Source organism: Acetobacterium paludosum (assembly GCF_008086595.1).
GTDB classification, from domain to species: domain Bacteria; phylum Bacillota; class Clostridia; order Eubacteriales; family Eubacteriaceae; genus Acetobacterium; species Acetobacterium paludosum.
On sequence record NZ_RXYA01000017.1, the window covers coordinates 47,178 to 71,720 of the forward strand.

General features: G+C 41.2%; 22 protein-coding genes. 17 read left to right on the forward strand and 5 right to left on the reverse strand.

Annotation, left to right across the window (positions count from 1 at the left end; translation table 11 throughout):
* The first annotated feature begins 4 nt into the window (after positions 1-4).
* The 3 genes from FZC41_RS15705 (at position 5) to FZC41_RS15715 (ending at position 3,750) form a co-directional block, all read left to right on the forward strand.
* Positions 5-964 (forward strand): glycyl-radical enzyme activating protein, encoded by a 960-nt coding sequence (locus FZC41_RS15705; protein WP_148568398.1) that lies wholly within the window; start codon positions 5-7, stop codon positions 962-964.
* Positions 965-1,089: 125 nt separating this feature from the next.
* Positions 1,090-2,379 (forward strand): GGDEF domain-containing protein, encoded by a 1,290-nt coding sequence (locus FZC41_RS15710; RefSeq protein ID WP_148568399.1) that lies wholly within the window; start codon positions 1,090-1,092, stop codon positions 2,377-2,379.
* 213 nt (positions 2,380-2,592) lie between these two features.
* Positions 2,593-3,750, forward strand: a complete 1,158-nt coding sequence (locus tag FZC41_RS15715; protein ID WP_148568400.1) for a GGDEF domain-containing protein — start codon at positions 2,593-2,595, stop codon at positions 3,748-3,750.
* A 93-nt stretch (positions 3,751-3,843) separates the two neighbouring features.
* Here the strand turns inward: FZC41_RS15715 and FZC41_RS15720 are convergent, their stop codons facing one another.
* Entirely contained in the window at positions 3,844-4,176 is a 333-nt protein-coding gene (locus FZC41_RS15720) for a winged helix-turn-helix transcriptional regulator (RefSeq protein WP_148568401.1), read from the reverse strand.
* Between the two features lie 159 nt (positions 4,177-4,335).
* Here FZC41_RS15720 and FZC41_RS15725 point away from each other — a divergent pair, with 159 nt between their 5' ends.
* Positions 4,336-5,190 carry a nitroreductase family protein gene (locus FZC41_RS15725; RefSeq protein WP_148568402.1) on the forward strand — a complete coding sequence of 285 codons (855 nt, stop codon included), beginning with the start codon at positions 4,336-4,338 and terminating at the stop codon, positions 5,188-5,190.
* Positions 5,191-5,246: 56 nt separating this feature from the next.
* Here the strand turns inward: FZC41_RS15725 and FZC41_RS15730 are convergent, their stop codons facing one another.
* Positions 5,247-5,585: a hypothetical protein gene (locus FZC41_RS15730; protein WP_148568403.1), complete on the reverse strand. Its 339-nt coding sequence runs from the start codon at positions 5,583-5,585 to the stop codon at positions 5,247-5,249.
* A gap of 283 nt (positions 5,586-5,868) precedes the next feature.
* Between FZC41_RS15730 and FZC41_RS15735 the strand changes: the two genes are divergently transcribed.
* From FZC41_RS15735 to FZC41_RS15750, 4 genes are all read left to right on the forward strand, one after another.
* Complete coding sequence (locus FZC41_RS15735) at positions 5,869-6,444, forward strand: flavin reductase family protein (protein WP_148568404.1); 576 nt, start codon at positions 5,869-5,871, stop codon at positions 6,442-6,444.
* 133 nt (positions 6,445-6,577) lie between these two features.
* The gene (locus FZC41_RS15740) at positions 6,578-7,141 is read left to right on the forward strand and encodes a TetR/AcrR family transcriptional regulator (protein ID WP_148568405.1); all 564 of its coding nucleotides are present in this window, start codon (positions 6,578-6,580) and stop codon (positions 7,139-7,141) included.
* Between the two features lie 145 nt (positions 7,142-7,286).
* Positions 7,287-8,450, forward strand: coding sequence for an aldo/keto reductase (locus tag FZC41_RS15745; protein WP_148568406.1), 1,164 nt, complete (start codon positions 7,287-7,289; stop codon positions 8,448-8,450).
* A gap of 52 nt (positions 8,451-8,502) precedes the next feature.
* Positions 8,503-9,171 carry a nitroreductase family protein gene (locus FZC41_RS15750; RefSeq protein WP_148568407.1) on the forward strand — a complete coding sequence of 223 codons (669 nt, stop codon included), beginning with the start codon at positions 8,503-8,505 and terminating at the stop codon, positions 9,169-9,171.
* Between the two features lie 140 nt (positions 9,172-9,311).
* Here the strand turns inward: FZC41_RS15750 and FZC41_RS15755 are convergent, their stop codons facing one another.
* Positions 9,312-9,998 (reverse strand): 3'-5' exonuclease, encoded by a 687-nt coding sequence (locus tag FZC41_RS15755; protein WP_148568408.1) that lies wholly within the window; start codon positions 9,996-9,998, stop codon positions 9,312-9,314.
* A gap of 244 nt (positions 9,999-10,242) precedes the next feature.
* Between FZC41_RS15755 and FZC41_RS15760 the strand changes: the two genes are divergently transcribed.
* The gene (locus FZC41_RS15760; RefSeq protein WP_205737089.1) at positions 10,243-10,860 is read left to right on the forward strand and encodes a Maf family protein; all 618 of its coding nucleotides are present in this window, start codon (positions 10,243-10,245) and stop codon (positions 10,858-10,860) included.
* Between the two features lie 266 nt (positions 10,861-11,126).
* Here FZC41_RS15760 and FZC41_RS15765 read toward each other — a convergent pair whose 3' ends face one another.
* Entirely contained in the window at positions 11,127-11,717 is a 591-nt protein-coding gene (locus FZC41_RS15765) for a hypothetical protein (protein WP_148568409.1), read from the reverse strand.
* Between the two features lie 279 nt (positions 11,718-11,996).
* Between FZC41_RS15765 and FZC41_RS15770 the strand changes: the two genes are divergently transcribed.
* The 7 genes from FZC41_RS15770 to FZC41_RS15800 all read left to right on the forward strand — a co-directional run bounded on the left by FZC41_RS15770 (position 11,997) and on the right by FZC41_RS15800 (position 22,439).
* Positions 11,997-14,660, forward strand: a complete 2,664-nt coding sequence (locus FZC41_RS15770) for a DEAD/DEAH box helicase (protein ID WP_148568410.1) — start codon at positions 11,997-11,999, stop codon at positions 14,658-14,660.
* Positions 14,661-14,669: 9 nt separating this feature from the next.
* Complete coding sequence (locus tag FZC41_RS15775; RefSeq protein WP_148568411.1) at positions 14,670-16,730, forward strand: ATP-dependent helicase; 2,061 nt, start codon at positions 14,670-14,672, stop codon at positions 16,728-16,730.
* A gap of 113 nt (positions 16,731-16,843) precedes the next feature.
* Complete coding sequence (locus FZC41_RS15780; protein ID WP_148568412.1) at positions 16,844-17,215, forward strand: VOC family protein; 372 nt, start codon at positions 16,844-16,846, stop codon at positions 17,213-17,215.
* 111 nt (positions 17,216-17,326) lie between these two features.
* The gene (locus tag FZC41_RS15785) at positions 17,327-17,959 is read left to right on the forward strand and encodes a TetR/AcrR family transcriptional regulator (RefSeq protein WP_148568413.1); all 633 of its coding nucleotides are present in this window, start codon (positions 17,327-17,329) and stop codon (positions 17,957-17,959) included.
* Positions 17,960-18,056: 97 nt separating this feature from the next.
* Complete coding sequence (locus FZC41_RS15790; RefSeq protein WP_148568414.1) at positions 18,057-19,412, forward strand: MFS transporter; 1,356 nt, start codon at positions 18,057-18,059, stop codon at positions 19,410-19,412.
* Positions 19,375-21,705: an ABC transporter permease gene (locus tag FZC41_RS15795; protein WP_148568415.1), complete on the forward strand. Its 2,331-nt coding sequence runs from the start codon at positions 19,375-19,377 to the stop codon at positions 21,703-21,705. The genes FZC41_RS15790 and FZC41_RS15795 overlap by 38 nt, the downstream gene beginning before the upstream one ends.
* An 11-nt stretch (positions 21,706-21,716) precedes the next feature.
* Positions 21,717-22,439: an ABC transporter ATP-binding protein gene (locus FZC41_RS15800; RefSeq protein WP_148568416.1), complete on the forward strand. Its 723-nt coding sequence runs from the start codon at positions 21,717-21,719 to the stop codon at positions 22,437-22,439.
* A gap of 102 nt (positions 22,440-22,541) precedes the next feature.
* Here FZC41_RS15800 and FZC41_RS15805 read toward each other — a convergent pair whose 3' ends face one another.
* On the reverse strand, positions 22,542-22,781 hold the full coding sequence (locus FZC41_RS15805) for a hypothetical protein (protein WP_148568417.1): 240 nt from the start codon (positions 22,779-22,781) through the stop codon (positions 22,542-22,544).
* 225 nt (positions 22,782-23,006) lie between these two features.
* Between FZC41_RS15805 and FZC41_RS15810 the strand changes: the two genes are divergently transcribed.
* Entirely contained in the window at positions 23,007-24,467 is a 1,461-nt protein-coding gene (locus FZC41_RS15810; RefSeq protein ID WP_148568418.1) for an NAD(P)/FAD-dependent oxidoreductase, read from the forward strand.
* The last annotated feature ends 76 nt before the right edge of the window (positions 24,468-24,543 follow it).

The following is a 24,543-nucleotide window of genomic DNA, read 5'->3' on the forward strand; positions in this document are numbered from 1 at the left end:
GACGATGAAAGAATCAGACTTAACAGGAAAAGTATATGACATTCAGGGATTCTCGGTTCAGGATGGACCGGGAATCCGAACCACTGTATTTTTAAAGGGCTGTCCGCTCCGCTGCCCATGGTGTCACAGTCCGGAATCCCAATCCTTTGCGGCCCAGCTGAGCTGGATGGCGATGCGATGTATCGGGGTGGAAAAATGCGGAAAATGTTTGACTGCCTGTACAAAAGGCGCCATTACAAGCGGCGAGATCACTAAAAGCATCGGAATCGGCGAAGCAATCAAGCTGATTCACGTCAACCGTTTACTTTGTGACGATTGCGGTGATTGCGCCAGGGCATGTCATCCGGGCGGATTATCCATGTGTGGAGCCGACTATCAAGTGGATGACTTGCTGAAACAGCTCTGTCGAGACATTCCCTTTTATGAACAATCCGGCGGCGGGGTCACCGTTTCCGGAGGCGAGGCTCTTTCCCAACCAGAATTTACCCTGAAACTTTTACAGGGACTGAAAGCACAAGGGGTTCATACCGCGCTGGACACCACCGGTTTTTCAGACTACAAAAACATTGATGCGGTTTTACCCTATGTGGATTTATTTTTATATGATTTGAAACACATGGATAGCGAACAGCATAAAAAAGCCATTGGCGTTCCTAATGAACGGATCCTGGAGAATGCGCAAAAAATTGCCGCGGCAGGCGGAAAACTGCAGATCCGCATTCCCGTGATCCCAAGTTTCAATGATTCCGAAAAAAATATAAAATCAACCGGAAAATTCTGCAAATCCCTTGGAAAAGCAGTGACTCTTGTTCAAATTCTTCCTTACCATAATATGGGTGTGGCAAAATATTTGCGAATCTGCGATGATCCGAAGGTATTGGAAGCGGAGCCGCCATCGGAAGAAAAAATTCAGAACCTGAAGAAAATTCTTGAATGTTTTGCCTTAAAGGTAACGGTCCATTGAGATTATAAAATGAACGAAAACCACAAGAAATGCCATTGCGTATTTCTTGTGGTTTTTCTTAATTTCTGTTATATTAAATATATAGCTAAACTAAACTCAATTTAATAGAAGTGAGGCGAAAAATTTTGATTTCCAGAATACTGATCTTCATAAAAAACATTTTTTTTATCCCGCTGGCGGAGAAATACCGAAAAGAGTTGACAATAAAGATAAACAGAACCAACGCGGCGAATTTAAGTATTATTTCACGAACTTTTATTATTCTGCAACTCATAACAATCGCTTTTTTAATAATTAATCAAGGGAAACCTCTGTTTATACCGTCGAATATCATTTCTTTTGAGCGGTACGTAGTCCTGGGATTTGGGGCCTTGGTTATTTTTCTGCTGATTACTAAACTGGAAAAAGATATTCCCAAGAATGGAACGGGGATCGTGGCGGCGGGGATTATCTTCATTGTATTTGTCTTAGCATGGTGTGCTGCAATTTCCTTACTGGATCAGGTATCCTATGGTCAGATCATCGTTTATGTCGCAGCCATGATTTCGATTGCGGTTGTGCCTATTTTTCAGCCTTATATTATATTCCCAATTTATGTTGCGGTGCAATCCGTTTTTATCCTTTTGATACCAATGTTTCAGCCATCTCCGGATATTGTCTCAGGAGATATTATTTACAGTACTATGGTTATGATATTGGCTGTGGTCATATCACGTATGCGGTACCAAAATTGGGTGAAAGTTTTTGAAAATGAGAAGAACATTGAGGAAAAAAACGATGAATTGGAAAAAGTTAATACAGAATTCGGAAAAATTAATGAGAAACTGAAGAAAGCTAATGAAAAATTGAAACACCTTTCTCAACGAGATGGTTTAACGAATATTTTCAACCGTTCCATGTTCGATAAAACAATGAATTTGGAATGGAACAAGTGTCAACGTCATCAATTGCCATTGTCGTTAGTGATGATTGACATCGATTTATTTAAAAAATTAAATGACAATTTTGGGCATCAGATCGGGGACTATTGCTTAAAGCAGGTTGCCGATGTGTTGGTGTTCTGTGCCAACCGTTCTGCTGATGTTGTGTCTCGATATGGCGGCGATGAATTTGCTGTCATCTTACCCCAAACCAATAAAGAAGGTGCGCTAACTATTGCCAAAAGACTTCAGGAAAATGTTTCTGAACTGAACATTCCAGAGATTGATTCTCAGTTGAGTCAATCTCTTACAATCAGCGTTGGTGTCAGCAGTGTTGTTCCATCAGAAAATTCATCCATTGAAGAATTAATAAAAAATGCTGATCAAGCGCTTTATGAGGCAAAAAAAACAAGAAATGATATTCAATTTCAGAGTATCGATAAACATTTGAATTCAGTGCTTGTTACTGATGATCTCAACTCATATAGCTTATGAAATCACAAACATTTTATGGTACTAATTTGGAATGATAATGAACCATAAGAAATGCATGCGCGAATTTCTTGTGGCTTTTCTAAATATCTGTTATATTGAAATAAATAAATTTTATCAGAATAGAGGTGTGGAATTTTGATTTCCAAAATACTGCTATCGATCAAAAAATTTTTTTATATCCCCATTACAGAGAATTATCAAAAAGAGTTGACATTGAAGATAAACAATACCAATGTGGCAAATATGATTATTGTTTCACGCTCATTTGTAATTTTGGAACTGTTAATGATTGCTTTTTCTGTAATCGATAAGGGAAAAGCTTTGTTTGCACAGCCAAAGATCATTTTTTTTGTGATGTATGTTGTGATGGCATTAGCAGCATTAGTAAATTCTTTAATATTCAGTAATTTTCAAAAAAATATTTCTGAACACGAAATTGGTATCAGGAATGCAGGGATTATTTTTACAACCTTTATATTATTATGGTGCGCTGGAATTTCTTTACTGGATCAATTTTCATATGGCCAAATTATTGTTTATATCTCTGCAGTTATTGCGATAGCAGTAGTGCCCATCTTTCAACCTTATGTTTTATTTTCCATCTATTTGCTGGTGCAATCCATTTTTATTTTGCTGATGTTTATGTTCGTGTCATCCGATGGTGGGATATTTGGAAATATGGTTAACAGTACCTTGCTGATGTTATTATTTCTAGTTATCTCACGCATGCGCTATAAAAATTGCGTAAAAACTTTTGAAAATGAAAAAAATATTGAGGAAAAAAGTCGTGAATTAAAAAAGGTTAATGATGAGTTAAAGGCGGTCAATGAAAAATTGAAATACCTTTCACAGCGAGATGGGTTAACGAATATTTTCAACCGCTCCATGTTTGACAAAACAATGAATCTGGAATGGAACAAGTGTCTACGGAATCAATTGCCGCTGTCTTTAGTGATGATTGACATCGATTTATTTAAAACATTGAACGATACTTTCGGTCACCAGATTGGGGACTGTTGCTTAAGGCAGGTTGCGGATGTTTTGGTGTTCTGCGCCAACCGTGCGGCCGATGTTGTATCCCGCTATGGCGGAGATGAATTTGCTGTCATTTTACCCCAAACAGATAAAGACGGTGCCCTGACCATTGCCAAGAAACTTCAGGAAAAGGTTGCCGAGTTGACGATTCCCGAAATTGATTGTCAGGCGTGCCAATCCCTTACAATCAGTATCGGGGTCAGCTGCATTGTTCCGTCGGAGAATTCATCCATCGAAGAATTGCTTAAAAATGCTGATCAAGCGCTTTACGAGGCGAAAAAGGTCCGAGATGATATACAATTTCAGAGTGCTGATAAAATTCAAGTCAGTGCTTGAAAAAGATGAAAAATATAGCTACAGATTTAATAAAGCTAGCATCTGCTTTTGAATTTTGTCAGCTAGTGCGAAGACACTTTCTGCCGCTGCTTCTTAATCCATCTCGGAGTTTGCATAATTTTGTCCCCATTGCCCTAAATTAGCTAAAATCGGTAAAATGCTTTTTCCTGAATCGGTGAGGGAATATTCTACTTTGGGCGGTATTTGTGCATAGGCAAATCGTTTTACTAATCCATATCCTTCTAATTCACGGAGTTGTTGAGTCAACATTTTTTGAGTAATATTCGGTAAAGTTCTTCGTAGCTCATTGAATCTGATCGTTTTATCACCTAGATACCATAAAATGAGCACTTTCCATTTTCCACCGATGATAGCCAACGTTAATTCCATCGAACAATGATACTCTTTATCTTTAAATTTAATCAATATTTCTCACTCCTTAAATTAGTCAAAGTATTATTTTACGGTATACAAGTATATACTATCCCACTAATAAGTGCCTACTTGTTAATTATTACCTGACAGTCTATTATTATAGCATAATAGAATTTCAAAATAACAACTATTGAAGTGAGGAACGTAAAAATGAATATTATTCAGGTTGATCATGAAAAATGTACCAAATGTGGGATATGTGTAGAACTGTGTCCAACAAGAACTTTACATATGGGAGAGAACGGGCCAGAAGAAGTTAAACCGGAAGGATGCATCGCCTGCGGTCATTGTGTTGCTATATGTCCCAATACGGCGATCGATAATGCCAAGACACCATTATCGGATCAAGTGGTTTTGGAAAATTTTCCAGTTATTGATAGTGATACTGCTTACCATTTTATGCGATCACGTCGATCAATTCGTTGTTATAAAAGTGAAAGTGTTCCTAGAAAACAGTTATTAAAATTAGCCGATATTGCCCGATTTGCGCCTACTGCAAGCAATAAACAGGGGATCTCATATATTATTATAGAAAATAGAAAAACACTTGAAAAAGCTACAGCAGTTGTTATTCAATGGATGGAAGAAAACCAGTCTCGTTGGTGGAGCTTTCCGTTGCATATTAAAGCTTATAGAGAAAAAGGGATTGATGGAATTTTTCGTTCTGCTCCAAATCTAATTATCGCGACGGCACCAAAAGATTTTAAAAACGGTCGGGAAAATACTATTTTATCACTTGCCTATTTAGAACTGTATGCAAATACGTTAGGAATTGGTTCTGCTTGGGCAGGTCTTTTTGAGATGTGTGCATTTTCAAACTATGTTCCCTTACTGGACTTGTTAAAAATTCCAGAGACTAAGTCAATAACAGGAGCCGTCATGATTGGTTATCCGAAATATCATTTTGAAAGACTCGTGGATAGGAATCCGATTGATGTCATCTGGTTAAGTGATGATGGGAGATCGGATAAGTTAAACAAAGATTTTGACAACATTTCCAGATAACCCAAAATATATTTTTTCCAATCTAAACCAGCCAAAAAAGTTAAGTGGCATCAGACTCAACTTAACTTTTCTGGGACCTCTTTTAGCATTGGCACGATCGCATCGATGTTTTCCTGGTTAACTCCTTTATCCGATCGCTGAAACAGTGCTGCCAGCACTGATTTTACAACGACGCGCGTTTGCTTATCCCCGGTTTCACATAATTCTACGGTAACGATTTCACCAGCCGACCTTGAACTGGGGGTTGTTTGCAAAATAATCACATAGTTATTTTCTTTCAGCTCTTTTTCGATAATGGAAAAACGGCGTGTTTCATCTAAATTTGATAAAAATCTTTCTTTTAGCGCTTCAAGCGATGCGCCAATGATCACTTCTTTGGTTTCTGATTTACTCATATCATATTTTTAGCAGCAGACTGTACAAATTAAAAGCCTGATGCATTCCCCTTTCTTTTTTTGTAATACAAAACGATTTTACCTTCCGCCCGGTAAATGAACGAATTAAGAAAAGCAACAGGCGGTGCTTTAATTATATTGCGAATAAGAAAGATTTTCAAGTTAAAAACCGTTGTCACCTTGTATTTGCAATTGATTACTGATGGCATTCTTGACAAATACCAGTATTTGGATAATAATACTGGCAAAATAGCTTTTCAATTAACGAGGAGGAAACAGAGTAATGAAAAAATCGATAGGCGCTAAAACATTTGCAATGCCCAGTCCAGTTTGGGTTGTGGGAACTTATGGAGAAAATAGTGTTCCAAATATAATGACCGCTGCATGGGGAGGAATTTGCTGTTCTGTTCCACCATGTGTGACGGTATCTTTGCAAAAACCACGAGCTTCTTATGATAATATCATGAAGCGAAAAGCATTTACGATTAGTATACCTTCCAGCAAACAAGCAGTTGAGGCTGATTATGTGGGTATTGTCAGTGGCAAAAATGCGGATAAATTTGCAGTGACCGGCTTAACTCCGGTTAAAAGCGAGCTTGTTGATGCCCCTTATGTCGGTGAATTTCCTTTGATTTTAGAATGTCGGCTGGTACAGACAGTAGAACTTGGCATACATACTCAGTTTATTGGTGAAATCGTCGATGTAAAGGCGGACAGTGATGTCCTCGACGAAAAGGGCATTCCCACTTTGCAAAAAGTATCGCCATTTGTCTTTAGTGCATCCGATAAAGGGTATTATCAAATGGGGGATAAACTTGGAGAGGCCTTCTCAATTGGAATGAAGTTTAAAGTTAAGTAGTTTCTACATCCCTGTAAAATAGAAGTGACAGAATCTTTTAAGGAATCTGATATTGTTGTCGAATCGTCAGCAATATCAGGTTGACTATTTAGTCATTCTAAATTATAATCGATGACAGAAAGATAAGGAGGCAATGGTGGATAAAAGAGAACAGATATTAAAAGCAGCGTTGACGCTTTTCAATAGGTATGGTTTCGACAATACCCCTACGGCCCGAATTTCAAAAGAGGCGGGTGTTGCAACCGGAACACTGTTTAACTATTTTAACAGTAAGGAAGAACTGATCAATGTCCTTTATCTAAATTGCAAGGATTCATTGACAAGGCAGTTATCCGATGGTCTTGATCAAGAAAAGACCTATCGAAGCAAATTGAAAAGAATTTATATCAATTATCTCCGATGGAGTCTTGAGAATACCGATGAATTCCTATTTTTTCAGCAGTTCTGCAATGCATCCTGCATCGGCGAAACAACTCGCAAAGAAGGTTTAAGCAAGTGCAATAGCATCTTAGAGTTGATTACTGAAGGGATGGAAAAAGAAATTATTAAAAATGTCAATCTGGATTATATCAGTACGGTGCTTGTAGGTATATTGAATTCAAGTACCTATTACTATATCGCAAATCCTAATTTGGCTGGAGATGAAGAGTTTTTAGAAATGTCTTTTGATTTTCTCTGGGATAGTATAAAAAAATGATTTTTTTTATACTAGAATGACTAAACAGTCATTCAGCTGGAGGTCATGTAATTATAAATTTATCACATCGATTTTAATAACCATTGCTTGTTCTTCGGCAAACAGAAAAAATAAAGCAACGAAAAAAAATAAGGAGTATTACAAAATGAATTATCGGACCAACCCTAAAAATGGAGACAAACTTTCAGCCCTTGGTTTTGGCTGTATGCGATTTGCTAAAGATGAAAAAGAAGTAGAAAAACAGATAATTTATGCAATTGAAAATGGTGTCAACTATTTTGACACAGCCTATATTTATCCCAAGAGTGAAGCAATATTAGGAAGAGTGTTGGCAAAAGGTTATCGCGACCGCGTGAAAATTGCAACTAAGATGCCCCCTTATTTAATTAAAAAATATGAAGATCTTGACAAGATCTTCAACGCTGAATTAGAAAGACTGCAAACAGACCATATCGATTATTACTTCTTACATATGCTGACCGATGTCACGATCTGGATAAGACTTGTGAAACTCGGCATCCTGAAATGGATTGAAGAAAAAAAACAAGCAGGCCAAATTATTAATATCGGATTTTCATACCATGGCGGCAGAGATGAATTTAAAAAACTGGTGGACTCTTTTGATTGGGAATTCTGTATGATTCAATTTAATTTTCTTGACGAAAATAAACAGGCCGGAAAAGAAGGGCTGGAATATGCCGCGGCTAAAGGATTTCCGGTTATGATAATGGAACCGTTAAGAGGCGGGAAACTGGTTACAAATCTCCCCAAGGAAGTTTATAAGGTCTGGGATCAGGCATATGTACAGCGTTCTCCAGCGGAATGGGCATTTCGCTGGATTTGGAATCACCCGGAAGTAACCGTTGTATTGTCTGGAATGAATTCTCAGGCAATGGTGGAAGAAAATATAAAAACAGCCTCACAAGCTGAAGCAAATGCTTTTACAGCCGCCGATTTTGAATTATTTAATAATGTCAGTCAAATATTGAGTGAAAAAATTAAAATACCCTGTACCGGATGCAATTATTGCATTCCATGTCCAATGGGGGTCGATATTCCGACCTGTTTTTCATGCTACAATGATCGGGAAATCGAAGGTAAAACGTCTGCTCTGAGCAAATACATTATGCAAACCAGCGTGAAGAGTAAAACCAGCAATGCTTCCCTCTGTTCGAAATGTGGAAAATGCGAAAAACATTGCCCTCAAAATATTAAGATAAGAGACGAACTGATCAATGTTACAAAAGCGATGGAGGGTTTTTACTATAAGCCAACCCGGTTTATAATTAAAAAATTCATGAAATTATAAAAAGTCTTCCTGCCCGACAGGATCGACCCGAAAACTATTTTGGAGGATAATTATGGAAAATTTAGAATTGATGAAAGCGCGTCATTCGGTACGTGCCTATAACGAGAGAAAACTCGAGGGGGAACCTGCCCATATTCTGAATTCGCTTATTGACGAGTGCAATAAGGAGAGCGGACTTCATATTCAGTTATGCCTGAATGAACCACAAGCATTTGACGGCTTGCTGTCGCACTATGGAAAATTCAGCAATGTCAATAATTACATTGCCTTAGTTGGAAAAAAATCAAAAGAACTTGATGAACAGTTAGGTTATTATGGCGAGAAGATCGTGTTAAAAGCCACCGAACTCGGTATGGGCTCATGCTGGGTTGCGGGGACATACAGCAAGAGCAAGTGCCGCTGCACAATAGAAAAAGGGGAAAAACTTGTCTGTGTTATCGCCATCGGGTACTTCGATAAAGATGGCATCCCTCACAAGACAAAATCTATTGAAGAACTCAGCCACGTAAATGCCAATATGCCGGAATGGTTCCGCCGGGCGATGGAAGCAGCACAATTAGCGCCGACTGCTATGAATCAGCAGAAGTTTTTAATTTCCCTTAATGGCAATACGGTGATAGCAAAAGCGGGCAAAGGATTTCTCACCAAACTAGACCTTGGCATCGTTAAATATCATTTTGAACTCGGTGCGGGACACGCAAACTGGAGATATCATAAATAATCAGATACTGAAGCAATTGACTCGTGAGGATAGCTAAGTGGGGTCAAGATCAACGGCTATTTAACATTGCACGGTAAGACACGTTTGTCGACAACCTGAAAAAAGACACTTTACAGTGCCCTCTTTCCAGGATATATCATTCAGAAATTTCGAACGGCATTGTTACTGCCTGTTTTCTGGAGCAGACATTTCTTTTCATACAAAGGATGATTTATCCCCAGCTCTGATCTAAAGTTAAGAAAATCTAGTTTGCCAATACATTCAGTGGGTTTCTGTTGTGATTTTAAATATTGAAACAGATCATTTGTTGCCAGGCAATCGGAAAGTGCTCTATGGGTAGTGGTGTTTCGAATCGCACATTTTTCACATAAAGCCAGCAAGTCCCGGTTTTGAAGCAGTGTTGTTTTTTCTCGGAACAGACCCACGATATCAATGAAATCATTGGTCAAATATTGTCCCAGCTGTTCTTCACAATGATCATATAAAAAATTGATATTAGAATTAATGTTATGACCAATTAGAACATTGTCGACTGAAAAAGACAGAAAGGAATCCAGTACCTCGTTAACCTGAGCGGCATCCGCAACCATTTGATTGGTGATGCCGGTTAAATTGGAAATATAATCATTAATGGGGTTCTTCGGCCGGATTAATGATTGAAAGATGGATGTAATTTCATTTTTGTATACTTTTACTGCTCCAATTTCAATGATTTCATTGTTTTTAGGGTTGAACCCTGTTGTTTCAATGTCAATAATCACATAATCATCAGGAAATTCAATAAGGTTTTTGCCTTTATAATCTCTGATTATTGGAATAATGTTCATAATTAATTCTCCTTACTATACGTTGTTAATTTGACCTAAACGGTCGATAAGATCCATAGTTCATTTATGACCAAATTTATTATTTTTATTCATCATATTTAAATGTTTTATAAAATAAAGTTATGATATATTAAATTAAGACAATAAAATCAGCTGATTTTTAAGTTAAATCAGTGAATGGTGGACGATTAAAGATCGAAATAAAAAAATATTGAAACTCAAATAAATAATCAGGAGGCAAAATTTGAACCCAAAAATAATTTTGGCCAGCCAGTCACCGAGAAGACGGGAGCTGCTTGAATTGGCCGTTAAGGACTTTGAAATAAAAGTGGCAGATATTGATGAAAAGAAAATTGAAATGGCTATTCTAAAAAACCGAGACGGCGATTTTCTGGCTGTAGCCAAAAAACTTGTTCTTGAACTATCATCCCGGAAAGCTCAAGAAATACAAAAGGATAATCAGGAGGCTTTGGTGATCGGGGCTGATACTGTTGTGGTTTTAAATAATCAGATCCTGGGTAAACCGATGGATGAAGACGATGCATATCGGATGATCAAAAATCTTTCCGGTAACACCCATCGGGTATTAACCGGGGTCAGTATAAAATTTGGCAATCTAGAGGAACGATTTGTATCGGTATCAAAAATAAAGTTTTTTAGCTGGAACAAACAGATGAAACTAGAGGTCAGAGCATATGTGGCATCCGGCAAGGCCATGGATAAAGCCGGTGCCTATGGCATACAAGAAGAAGCTGGGCTTTGGGTCAAGTGGATAAAAGGGGATTATAATAATATTGTCGGTCTTCCGATAGCCCAACTCAACAAAAGACTGAATAAGTTGATGAATAAAAAAGTTAATTAATTTCAAGAAAAATATAAAGCTGTCAATAATTTTGAAAAATCTTACCATCAATAGATCGCTCTTCTTTATTTTTGTGATGCATGTATCAGATCTGTGAGAATTCGGAATTATTTCGTTTTATCCTGCAGTTTTTTTAAAGCTGAAATGAAAAAGTCTGGATGTTCATTTCGGAAAGTCTCAACAGTCTGCACCAACTTCTTTTTTAAACCTCAGGAAAGGGAAACCAAGTGCTATAATGAAATCCTAAAAAACATGACATAACAAATTTATGAACGCATCATGCAGTAGCAGGTTAAATTCATTTCGTCAGAAGAATGGGATTCCTTTAGTTGAAATCCAAAATGCTCATAAAGAGGTACATTATCTGGATTGAAGGTCTCTAAAACCATTGGCATTTTTTTTAACTCGCACATTTCAATGATAGGTGTGATCAAGGCTCTGAAAGCACCTGTTCCCTTCAGAGATTTATCAGTGGCCGCAATCAGCAGATGATACACATCCCCATCAAAATAGGCGGTATGCCAGTTTTGATGTATGATTTCGACTTGTTTTACGGCCCGGTCCTGGAGTATTTGAAGTTCTGCTTCTGTGACTACTTCCATCAATTTTCGGGATGAACGCTGCATGACTGGAATCAGTTTGTCTTCAGGCAACGCGTTTGTTGAGTAGCCAATCAGCAATCCTTTACCACCATCCAGTACATTTACCGCATTTTCTTCCATAAAAGCCTGGATCTGCCCCTCAAACTGCAATCCGGCACGCTCCAAATCTTTTATCTGAAACAGGACCCCCGGATCTTCCATAAACCTTATTTTCATCAGTTGTGTATACGCTTTTAATTCATTTTCTTTCATCATTAACCTACTTTCGTCATTAAATGACCTGCTTCTTTCTTTCGAATTTTTCCAGGTTTTGGCACTTGCTTTTCTATACAGTGTTTAGTGTTTTATTTATTGGCTCTTATCTCAGAAATGACTAACACTGACTGTAAATTTAAAAATATTATACCATACATGGAAAAGACCATGGATAGTCATGAAAAATATTTTCCAGGCAGATCCTACTATGTCAGAAAAATGCTTTTTATGATAAAATTATAATATAAAAATACTAACCCCAAAACAGGAGCAAAGCCAATGGAGATACAGGATTTAATCATTTACCAGAGAACCATCGAGAAAAGAGAAGCTGAGAATGTCGATTTTCCGGAGGCATTGTTGCCGGAATTAGCAGCATTTCTTTCTCAAAAAGGAATTGGAAAACTGTACTGCCATCAGGCGGAAATGTTTGAGCTTGGAATGGAACAGAAGCACATCGTGATCACCACATCGACTGCCAGCGGTAAAACCCTCAGCTTTTTGCTACCGGTGCTTCAGGAAATTCTGGCCAATCCCCTGGCCAGAGCCATTTTCATTTATCCCACCAAAGCCCTGGCCAGCGATCAGTACCGCGCAATCCGGCCCTATCTGGAATATTTCGGAGAAAACAGAGTGTCGGCCGGAGTTTATGATGGCGATACGCCGGTCAACGAACGCAGCCGGATCCGGAAAAGCGCGAACATCATTTTAACCAACCCGGAAATGTTGAATAGCGCGTTCCTGCCGAATCACAGCAAGTTTGGCTTTGATTTCATCTTTTCTAATCTGAAGTTTGTGGTCATCGACGAACTGCATACTTACCGTGGTGCATTCGGTTCCCATCTGGCCAATGTTTTTCGAAGACTCAGAAGAGTGTGCCGCTATTATAATGCCTCTCCGCAGTATCTGTGCAGTTCGGCAACAATCGCCAATCCTGTCGAGCTGGCTGAAGAAATCTGCGGACAGCAATTTATCCAGATCGACAAGGATGGCTCACCGGCGGCACAACGACGATACGTGCTGGTCCAGCCGCCAAAGATGGTGGGGGCGGACAAACAATATATCGGACAGGTTCAGACCACTGTTATTGCAGCGGAGCTGATCCCGGAGCTGGTGGAAAATGAACACAGCTTTATCGCTTTTGCAAAATCCCGAAAAAACGTTGAAGTCGTTCTGAAAGAATCCCGGGATAAACTGGAAACCGAACATTTCTTTGGCGCCTCCTTAACAGATAAAATATCCGGCTACCGGGGCGGCTATACCCCCCTGGAACGCAAGGAAATTGAAAGCAAAATGATCACTGGCGCCTTGTGGGGCCTAGTATCGACCAATGCCTTGGAACTGGGGATCGATATCGGTAAAATTGACACCACGGTTCTGGTGGGATATCCGGGAACCCGGGCATCCTTCTGGCAACAGACTGGAAGAGCCGGCAGAAGCGGCAAAGAATGCACGAATTATCTGATTCTGGATAATCTGCCCTTTGATCAGTACATCGCCATCAATCCGGACTGGCTTTTTGAAAACAGTTGTGAGAATGCCGTCATCGACAAGAATAATCTATTGATCCAGCTGGCCCACATTCGGGCGGCGGCAGCCGAAATACCTTTAACCCTGGATGATATTTCGCTTTTCCCGGATTTGGGAGAAACCATTCCGGTGCTGATCCGGGCTAACGAATTAACCAATATGAACGGGAAGTTTGCCTGGACCGGAAATATTTTCCCGGCCGGGGACTTCAGCCTGAGAAACATCGATAAAGCCCGCTACAAACTGATCAACCAGGAGAACAATAAAGAAATCACTGAAATGGATGAAATGCAGGCATTCCGTGAAATTCACAATGGCGCGATTTATCTGCATGACGGCGTCCAGTATCAGGTGCTCAAACTGGATCTGGAAAGCAAAACAGCAGTTGCCATTCCCATTAACGGCAACTACTATACCATGCCGGGAAGCCTTACCAATATCCGGATCATCAATGGCAGTAAGATGAAGGATTATCAGCGTCTCAGTGTTGTATTTGGCGATGTGAACGTCAATGAAATGGTTCTGATGTATAAAAAGCTACAGTTTCACAACCATCAGAATTTAGGCTTTGAACAACTGGAGCAACCGTTGGCAAAGGATTATGATACCGAAAGCACCTGGTTAAAGATTCCGGATAATGTGGTAAACGTCTATCGCAGACTGCTGCAGCGGAGTCAAAATGGCCAGCTGATCCGGAACAACCATTTCGAGGGCTTGTGCTATGCAATTAAAAATGTGGCCATGATGGTGACCATGACAGAACGGGAAGACATTGGCGTGGCTATGTCGAACAACGCCATTGAAATCGGCGAAAACTTGGGGGATGCGGTCTATCTCTTCATTTATGACAAGTACATCGGCGGCTTGGGTTATGGTGAAAAAGTGTTTGATCTGACTGCACCGATATTTGAAAATGCCATTAAAATGGTCAGTGGCTGCCAATGCGAAGATGGCTGCGCGGCCTGCATCGGCGATTATAAATTGGACAAAGCGATGATTCTCTGGGGACTGCGGAATTTTCTGGAAGAAATTAAGGCGCCGAAAGGCATCAAACTGGTGGAATATACACCGTCCGTATTCATTGAAAAACCGTTTCAATTTAACGAACTCCAGGAAAAATGGAAAGCATTCGGTGCCTACATGCTGGAAAAGGGTGACCCGTTTGCCGCCTTTTTAAGCACTGTTCCGGAAGTGGAAGTATGCGACCGGGTGCTGACCCTGGTTCTGCATCATGATTTTTACAGGGACTGGATCATGGAAAAAACCAACAAACACAGCCTGATCAACATGATCACTTTTTATACCAAAGCTCCCGCTGAGATCGAATTGAAAATCAGAATTGATCCCATTGATGATGCGAGATCTGATGTGAAAAATAAATTACAGAAAAGATATGAAAATCTTGTGGAATAGGAGGCGTCAATGCAGCAGGTCAAAGAGTTGGAGAAACTGAATGATTATCAGAAGGCAGCCGTACTGGATGAGAGCGAGGTCTGCATTGTCAACGCCCAGGTCGGCAGCGGAAAAACCACCGTCCTGATTTCAAAGATTATCTATCTTCATCATGTGAAAAAGATTAGCTATCGGGATATGATCGTATTAACCTTCACCAATAAAGCAGCCAATGAAATAAAAGAACGGCTGATCGGTGCTGATGATGGCATTCAAAAGGAAGATCTGGCTGGGTTTGGCACCTTTCACAGTGTGGCGCTTCATTTTCTCAAAGATGTTTTTCCGGTCGAAAAAATGGGCTATAAAAAGGATTTTCTGGTCATCGCCCCCGATGAAGAATTGGATATTGCGCTGCCAATCATCCGGGAAAAGAAGCTGCGCATTAAGTATAAAAACCGGCTGAAAAAAAGGCTGGAGCAGGCAATCGCCATTCAGGACGAAGCGCAGAAAATTTCACCTTATCAGGATGACATCTTTGAACTGATTGCCTTGCTGACAGAAGAAAAAACAAGACAGAACAAAATGTCGTTTTCAGATTTAATCCAGAATGCCACAGCTTTATTGACGGATGATCAACCCGCGCCTAAGTGGATCATCATCGACGAGGTTCAGGACAGTGACCAGCTGCAGTTGGCATTCATTGATCGGTTAAAAGGAACGGATACCAAACTATTTGCGGTGGGCGACCCCAACCAGATCATCTACAGCTGGCGGGGCAGCACCTTGAATGTGTTTGAGACACTCGTTCAGAAATACGATGCCAGCGAACGGACCCTGCCAATCAACTACCGGTCCAGCCGTTCGATTCTGGAGGCGGCGAAGTGCTTTCTGAAAGACGGCAGCGATTTGACCGGCATCCGGGAAACGGGCAGCAAAATCGTGGTCAAAAACCAGTATAATCCCTTCAATGAAGCATGCTATCTGGCCGATCGGATTGAAGCAATCCATCAGCAGGGGACACCATACCAAGAGATCGCCATCTTTTACCGAATCCAGAACCAGTCCCGGGTTTTTGAAGACGTGTTTTTGAAAAACAACATTCCCTATGAAGTATCCCTGAAAAAGACGATCCGGGATATCCCGGTGTTGAACTGGCTAATAAAACTCTTACGCTTTTCGATTAATCACAATGACTGGTCATCAGGCATCGATGTCCTCTGCAATAAGGTGTACGGGGAAAAACGGACCGAAAAAGCAGCCCTAAAAATACTGAAGGAACAGGCGGCCGACCAGTCCGTGCTGTTCGCAAAAATGAGCGGGTTTGTTAGTCACTGTTCGGAAGTGAAGAAACCGGAGGAGATTTACAATTATTATGAACTGGACCGCTATATCCGGCCAACGGCTTCGACCTATGGGGAAGACAAGGCGTCCATTGAACGTCTGCTGAAGATCATTATCGACTACGTGGTGGAAAATCAGATGCCGTTTCTGGAAGGTCTGACGGATTTTATTAATTCCTCAGCCCTTTATGGCATTAACATTCAGAAGAAAGACATCGACATCCAGGCCGATTCGGTTAAACTGATGACCCTGCATGCTTCAAAGGGACTGGAGTTTTCATATGTGTTCATTACCGGCATCAATTACGGGCTGATTCCGCTGCATATGAAAAGTCCGGAAGAGGAAGCGGAAGAACGGCGCTTGTTCTTTGTCGGCATGACCCGGGCGAAGGATGTGCTGGAGCTTTCCTTTTATACCAATCCGGATGATTACCGGGTCATCCCCGGGGAAAGCCGATACATCAACATGATTCCGCCCCAGCTCGTTGAGAATCAGCTGGCCAAACCGGCGGCAGCGGTCAATCTGCAGGAACTGAAAAAACAGATTCAGGCGGCTAAAGTCGAAGATGAACAAGAGCGGAGCTCAACCGAAACCAAAACTGTCATCGAAGAGCCTGAAAGACAGGTGCGGCATCAGAAATATGGCATCGGAAAAGTCATAAGAGAGGATGAATTGATGATCGAAGCGGAATTCGAACATTACGGCATCAAAGAATTCATCAAAGCGTTCAGTGAGCTGGAATATCTGTAAGAAGGTAATAAAAGGCTGTAGCAGTGATCCAGTTTGGAAAAAATTGTTAAATCATGTTATGATTTTCATATTTTGGCTATAATTAAAGAAAAATCTGTTATGGAGGTGTCATTATGTCAGGAATTATTCATTTCGAATTGTGTGCCGATCAGCCGGAAAGAGCTGTGAAATTTTACAGTGAGGTCTTTGACTGGCAGATTTCCACTTGGGGAGGACCGATGGATTACTGGCTTGTCAGCACCCACGGAGAAAACGAGCCCGGTATTAACGGAGCTATCAAGAAACGAGAGCATCCATCTGAAACGACCATTAACACCATTGAGGTCGCCTCATTTGAACAATTTGCAGATAAGATCAGAAAAGCCGGTGGAACCGTCATGACTCCCAAGCAGACCATTACCGGCGTGGGCTACTTTGCCTACTGCAAGGACACTGAAGGCAACATCTTCGGGATCATGGAAACGGACCTCGAAGCAAAAGTATAAAAGGATGTTCGGATAACCAAAAATGAGCAAGTTAAAATAACGCTTGACATTCACATCAATTTTATTTATTATAGCAGTATCGACCAACGGTCGATAGAAGCGGGGTGAAATATGAAAACAGTCAAGGAAGGTGAAATACGAAGACGGGAAATTCTGGATGTAGCACGAGAATTATTCGTTACAAAAGGTTATGACCATACTTCTGTTAATGATATTTTGAAGATAGTGGATATCGCCAAAGGCACCTTTTACTATTATTTTGCTTCAAAAGAAGAAGTACTGGAAGCAATCATTCTTGATATTGTCGAAGAAGGTGCACGGAGGGCAGAAATAATCGTCAAGGATCAATCCATTCCTTTGCTGAATCGCATTATGATGGCGATCATGGCACAGACTCCGGAGTTTGAGGGATCGGAGGAGATAAAGGAAGAATTACATAAAGTTGAGAATGCCAAGCTGGAACGGCTATATTTAAAAGCGATGCTTAAGCGGATGACACCGGTTTTACAGGAACCGGTGCTGGAATGCATAAAAGAAGGGATTGCTCATATGGAGTATCCAACGGAATGCATTGAAACGATTCTACTGCTGGGCCATATGATGTTTGACTGCGATACGTTTGAATGGAAAATGGAAGAGTATCCCCAAAAGATCCAGGCATTTTTATGTCATGCTGAAAGAATGCTGGGAACAAAAGAGGGAGAACTGAGTGGCTTTTTACAGATGTTTGGGCAAATGCCGTAAAACGACTGGACATCTGTAAAGCTATTTTTTTTACACCGCTACCGACCGATGGTCGATAGTAATATGAAGCAAAGACGTTATTTTAAGGAGGATCACAATGAATCAACAAAATAAAATACAAAAACTACAAACAAAAAGACCGGAAAAAGGAATGAAGAAGTTCATGATACTGGTTGCCGGGGAGTTCATATCCAGTATCGGCAGCGGATTAACAGACTTTGGTCTGGCAATCTATGTACTGGCGATGACAGGCTCGGTTGCCGCAACTGGTATATTTAGCATTTGTGCTTTTCTGCCATCCATTCTCCTCGCTCCGGTGGGAGGTGTTCTGGCGGATCGCTATGATCGAAGGCTGATGATGATTCTCGGGGAATTGTTATCCGGTCTTGGATTGCTAATCTGTTTGTTCTCGGTGATGAGCAGCAGCCCTTCCATCGTGGTCATCTGTATGGGCGTCGGGGTCAGCTCAATTTTTACATCGTTATCGGAACCGGCTTTTAAAGCGACCGTCACCGATCTATTGTCGGATGAAGATTTTGCCAGAGCGGGTGGAATGGTTCAGATTGCAAACAGCGCCAAACTTATCATATCCCCTGCACTGGCCGGGCTGCTGCTGCAGGTTACAGGCGTCAGCACGCTGATCATTATTGATATTCTTACTTTCTTTACAACGGTATTGGTGATCGTTGCGGTCAGAAAAGGCATGGCGATAAAACATAACGGTGATGCTTCATTACGTATTGGCCGGGAATTAAAGGAAGGGATTGCGGCCATACGAGGGGAAAGCGGCATCATGACAATGATTGTGATTATGACTATTTCGGTTTTCTGCCTTGGTTTTGTACAGATTTTGAGTAAACCCCTTGTGCTGGCTTTGGCTGGAGAAACCGAATTGGGCATTCTGACCACGATCATTGCATTGGGCATGCTGGTCGGCAGCATCGTCATCAGTTGTCTGAAGCATACAAAATCTTATGGCCAGATGCTTTCGATTGGATTATTCGGCTGCGGACTCTTTTTTGCCCTGATTGGCGTCAGTGAAAATCTGTTCTTGATAGCAGCTTTCGGATTCATGATGTTTGTCTTCATGCCGGCTGTTCAGATCGGGGCGGAAGTTCTGATCCGCAGAAATCTTGCCAATGAGGTCCAGGGACGGGCTTTCGGATTGATCGGCCTGATTACTCAGATGGGCTACATATTGGCATTTATTGCCTCTGGCATTCTTTCGGACTATGTGTTTGAGCCGTTTATGAAGGGAAATAGTTTGCTCGCCATAAAAATCGGAGCCGTAATTGGTGCCGGTGCAGGAAGAGGAAATGCATTGCTGATCGTGATCACCGGGGTAGTGTTGGCCGGTGTTGGCATTGTTGTTTCCCGACTGAAAAGTGTGAAGTCGTTGGAAGAGGAGAATTTATATGAAGCTGTTGCTGAATCTTGTTCGGAAGGACTTTAAAAGAAACAAAGTGATTACAACGGCCCTGGCGGTATTTCTGATCCTTTCCGCTCTTTTGATGGCCGGCGGACTAAGAGTGACCGGTGCGATGATATCTTCAGTGAAGGGGTTAACTGAAATGGCTGTTTCGCCCGAATATATTCAGATGCACAAGGGCACGTATGCTGAGGAAGCACTTGATCATTTTGTTGAAACTCATGATTATATCAAGGATTCGCTGACCGTCAAAATGCTGGATATCCGGAATGCAGATCTCATTTATCAGGGGGAAACGCTTGAAAAAAGTCTAATGGATAACGGATTCGTTGTTCAGAATAACGGATTTGATTTTCTGCTTAATATGGATAATGAAATTGCCGTTGTTCAGGATGGGGAAATCGGCGTGCCTGTCTTTTATGCCCAGGCACTGGGGATTAAAACCGGCGATGTCATTACCGTACATGAAGGTGATTACCGTAAGGAACTGACGGTATCAACCATCATTCGGGACGCATCGATGAACTCTGCACTGGCATCTTCAAAGCGTTTCTTAATCAGTCAGTCAGACATGGCTGAAATCAGTTCCCATATGGGAGAATGGGAATACTGTTTTGAATTCCTGTTAAAGGATGGCACATCGACGTCGGTTTTGGAGAAGGATTATATGGATGCGGGTATGCCTTCCAACGGCGTGGGAATAACCGGCAGCCTGCTGATGCTGATGAATACTTTTTCTTATGGTCTGGTGGCATTCATTATTATTGCAATCAGTCTGCTTTTAATCATCATCTCAGTCCTGTGTTTATCTTATATTATTCGGGCAACCATGTCAGAAGAGCATGCTGCTATCGGAGCGATGAAAGCAATTGGCTTTCCGGTCAAATCAATTGAGCAGCTGTATCTGATAAAATATTCAATATTGGTGCTGGCGGCAGCAGTCATCGGCTATTCGGCAGCCATCCCATTTGGTGATTTCTTTTCCTTCTCGGTTATTCGGTACTGCGGCTCTGGCAGCGGCGAATGGATGAAATGGGTGTTTCCATTCATCGGGGTCATTCTGCTCAGTCTGATGATACTGCTGGAATGCCGCAGAATCATCCGCAGAAATCTCAAGAGTACGGTTGTGGAGCTGATGCGCGAGGAAGAGCAGATCAAGAAACAAGGCCATTATTCTTTGCCTTCCAGAGGGTTGAAATATCGAAACCTGACGATCGCAATCGGTGAACTGAAATGCAGATGGAAGGAATATGTCGTTATCTTTTTAGTCTTTGTCTTCTCGTCATTTTTGATGCTGCTTCCGCTGAACATGAAGAGTACCGTTGAAAATCCGTCTTTCATTACTTATATGGGGGTGGGACAAAGCGATATCCGTATTGATATTCAGTATACGGATAATCTGACCAAACAAAAAGACGCCGTGACATCCTATCTGGAGAATGATTCTGAAATTGAGAAGGTGGTCATTTATAAAAATGGCTATGTACAGTCTCAGAATGGATCAGGAGAATGGGAATACATACGCGTGGAAAATGGTGATGAATCGGTTTTCCCATTGGAATACCTTGAGGGAAGCGCCCCGGTTGGCAGTAAAGAAATGGCGCTCTCTTATCTAAATGCTTCCGAATTAGGAAAAAAGGTTGGCGATTCGATAACGGTAAAATATAAAGGGGCCGATCTTATCTTTACGGTCAGCGGAATCTATCAGGATATTACATACGGTGGTAAGACAGCCAAAGCAGCCATCGATTTTGACGAAAATGATGTGCAAGTATATATTATCTATTTGGATGTCAGAAATGGTGTCTCGATTGCTAAAAAGACGGATGAACTGCGAACAATTCTGACCGTCGGTAAAATAACGACGGTTAATGAATTCGTTGCGCAGACACTCAGCGGCATTATGGATGACATGAGCCTGATAGAAGGTACCGCCATCGTTATAGCGCTGCTGCTAATTATGCTGATTACCGTGATGTTCTTGCAGCTAGTCACAGCGAAAGAACACAGTGCCATCGCAATCAAGAAAGCAATCGGCTTTTCAAACCGGGACATCCGGATACAGTTCGGAATACGGATTTTTGTAATTCAGTTCGTGGCAATTGTTATCGGAACGATTTTGGCAAATTCTTTAGGCGGCGTTATTTTCGGACTCATGCTTTCTTCCTTGGGAGCATCAAAAATAACAATGCTGGTCGATCCGCTTACGGCCTATCTGCTCTGCCCGGCAGCTCAGTTGCTGGTCGTCTTCATCACTGTGATTGTGGGAACTAAAGCAGTTGAAAAATATCATATTAGAGATCAAATAATGGAATAAGGAGTCAAGTCATGATAAAAGTTGAACAGATCAGTAAATCATTGAATAACTTAGAGATATTGAATAACGTGTCGTTTGAAATAAAAAGAGGGGATTTCGTCGGGGTTATGGGGCCTTCCGGTTCGGGTAAATCGACGCTTCTCTACAGTGTCAGCCAAATGGACAGCGTAAGCGCCGGCAGGATATTGTTTGAAGGCCGAAACATATCCGAAATGCCGGAGGCTGAATTATCCGAATTCCGGCTGACTAAAATGGGATTTGTCTTTCAGAATGCCCAGATGTTGAAGAATCTTTCGATCTTCGATAATATTATCCTCCCTGGTCTTGTCGCAGCAAAAGAAACGGTGCATATCATTAGACAGCGGGCATCAAAATTAATGAAACGCATGGAAATTGAAGGACTCGAAGAGCGCGATGTCCGGGAAGTTTCCGGCGGACAGCTGCAACGGGCTTCCATTTGCCGCGCCATGATCAATAATCCTGAAATTCTGTTTTTGGATGAACCCACCGGCGCTCTGAATTCTGCTGCCACGGATCAGGTATTGGCAATTCTTGAAGATTTGAATCATGAGGGAATAACCATCATGACCGTTACTCATGAACCCCGGGTGGCGGCCAAAGCAAAGAAGGTATTCTATATTCAAGATGGGCAGATAGCAGCCTGTAAGCAATTCCTGACTGATACAGACCATGAAAGGGAACTGGATCAATGGCTAATGGAATTAACACAATAATTTGTCTGTTGTTGAATAGAAACGAAGGCTACCAATATTGGCAGCCTTCGTTTCATGTTATGGCAAATTTGATCATATTCCAAAGTAAAACTTATCAAAGTTTTATTTAGTAAGCATGTGATGATAAACCAGTTCCTGTAAAACGTCTTTAACAAGCATGATCTCGTGCTTTTGTTTAGGCAGATTGTCGGAATAATAATAATCGATAATCGGGTGATAGTTGTTGCTCACCGCTTTTCTTTTGCGAATAACCTTCAATGTGTCGTTTGGCGAAATTATGCCAGCGTCAATATCCTCATTGATATCTCCAATAAGTTCTTCATAATCATATGAGTACTTCATTGTACTTCCACTCCTAAAACTTTTTAAAAAATATTTAATGAATAAAATTTCATCGAAATTAAATATATACCAAAATACCCGCTATTACCATAAAAATTTCTTCAGACAGTCCATTTTATTATTTATCGATCGAAAAATATATAAAGACTCTAATTCTAAGCGAAATTGGTGTATAATATGAAATAATTTATTGATCAAAATATGTGTGGAACAAAGGAGACTGTTATGTATGATGTGGCTATTATTGGAGCTGGAATAATTGGAACATCCATTGCCCGGGCCTTAAGTCGTTATCAATTATCGGTTGTTATTTTTGACAAAGAAAATGATGTGTCAATGGGTGCAACCAAGGCTAATTCTGCTATTGTTCATGGCGGATTTGCTGAATCCCACTCAAAAGTTAAGGGTGGTTTGTGTTATCAGGGAAGAAAGCAATTTGATCAGCTTGATAAAGAGCTGAACTTTGGATTTGAAAAAATCGGTTCTTTGGTTCTCGCCTTTGAGGAAGATCAACTGGCGGAACTGAAAAAACTTTATGAAAACGGCTTGGCCAATGGCTTGGATGACCTTGAAATGCTTAATCATGATCAAATTATGGCATTAGAGCCAAATGTCAACCCAGATGTCAAGTATGCTCTTTATTGTAAAGGGGCGGGCGTATGTTCCCCCTATGAAATGGCCATCGCGCTAGCCGAAAATGCCGTGGCGAATGGTGTAAAGCTCATTCTTAATACCGAAATTACGGCTATTCATCAGACCGAAGATGGGTTCGAGCTGGTTGATCAAACGAACAAAAATTATGCTGCTAAATATGTGATTAATGCCGGGGGCGTTTCATCGGCCACCGTATCCAAAATGGTTGGGATTGATTACTTTACAATCACCCCTCGCAGCGGTGAATATATCCTCATGGTTCGGGGATCAGGAAGTATCATCAATACGGTTTTATTCCAGATGCCGACAAAAATGGGTAAAGGAATCCTGGTAACGCCAACTTATTATGGCAATCTTCTGATCGGACCGGATGCAGTCAATGAAGATACTGCTGATAAATCCACCCATGCCGACCGTCTGCTCAAGATTTTTAAGGAAGCCAGACATACGACGGCAAAATTGGATATCAAACAATTCATCCGCAGCTTTACCGGGGTCCGCGCAGTCAGCTCGACGGATGATTTTATTATTGAAGCTACTCCCGTTAAAGGGTTTATTAACTGCGCCGGAATTCAATCCCCTGGGATCACCTCTTCACCGGCCATTGCCGATAGGGTCGTCAATCTGCTAAAAGAATTGAACTGTCCGCTGGAAGAAGACCCCAACTTCAATCCTTACCGCAAACCCATTATTACCCGAAAAGAACTGAAACCTTTAAAAGAAATTCAACCGCTTGTCGATCTGGAATCCAGTCCTGAAAAAATAATCTGCCGCTGTGAACAGGTAACTGAGGCAACCATTATCGACGCTATGAATCGCGGTATTCCGGTCACAACGATCGACGGTATCAAACGACGTACCCGGGCTGGCTGCGGTTGGTGTCAGGGTACTTTCTGCCGTCCTCGAGTCGCCGCAGTGATGGAACGTCAGCTAGGACAACCAATTGATCCAAGTTTTGATGTGGAACACAGCGGGGTCAATCGGGTCGGTAAAAATGAAATCGTTGATTATATTCAAAAAAATATGGGTTGATAGATAGAAATTTTCGGTCATTCAATTAATACCATGAGGAATTTGAATGATGATCAAATAAAAAAATGCAAATTTA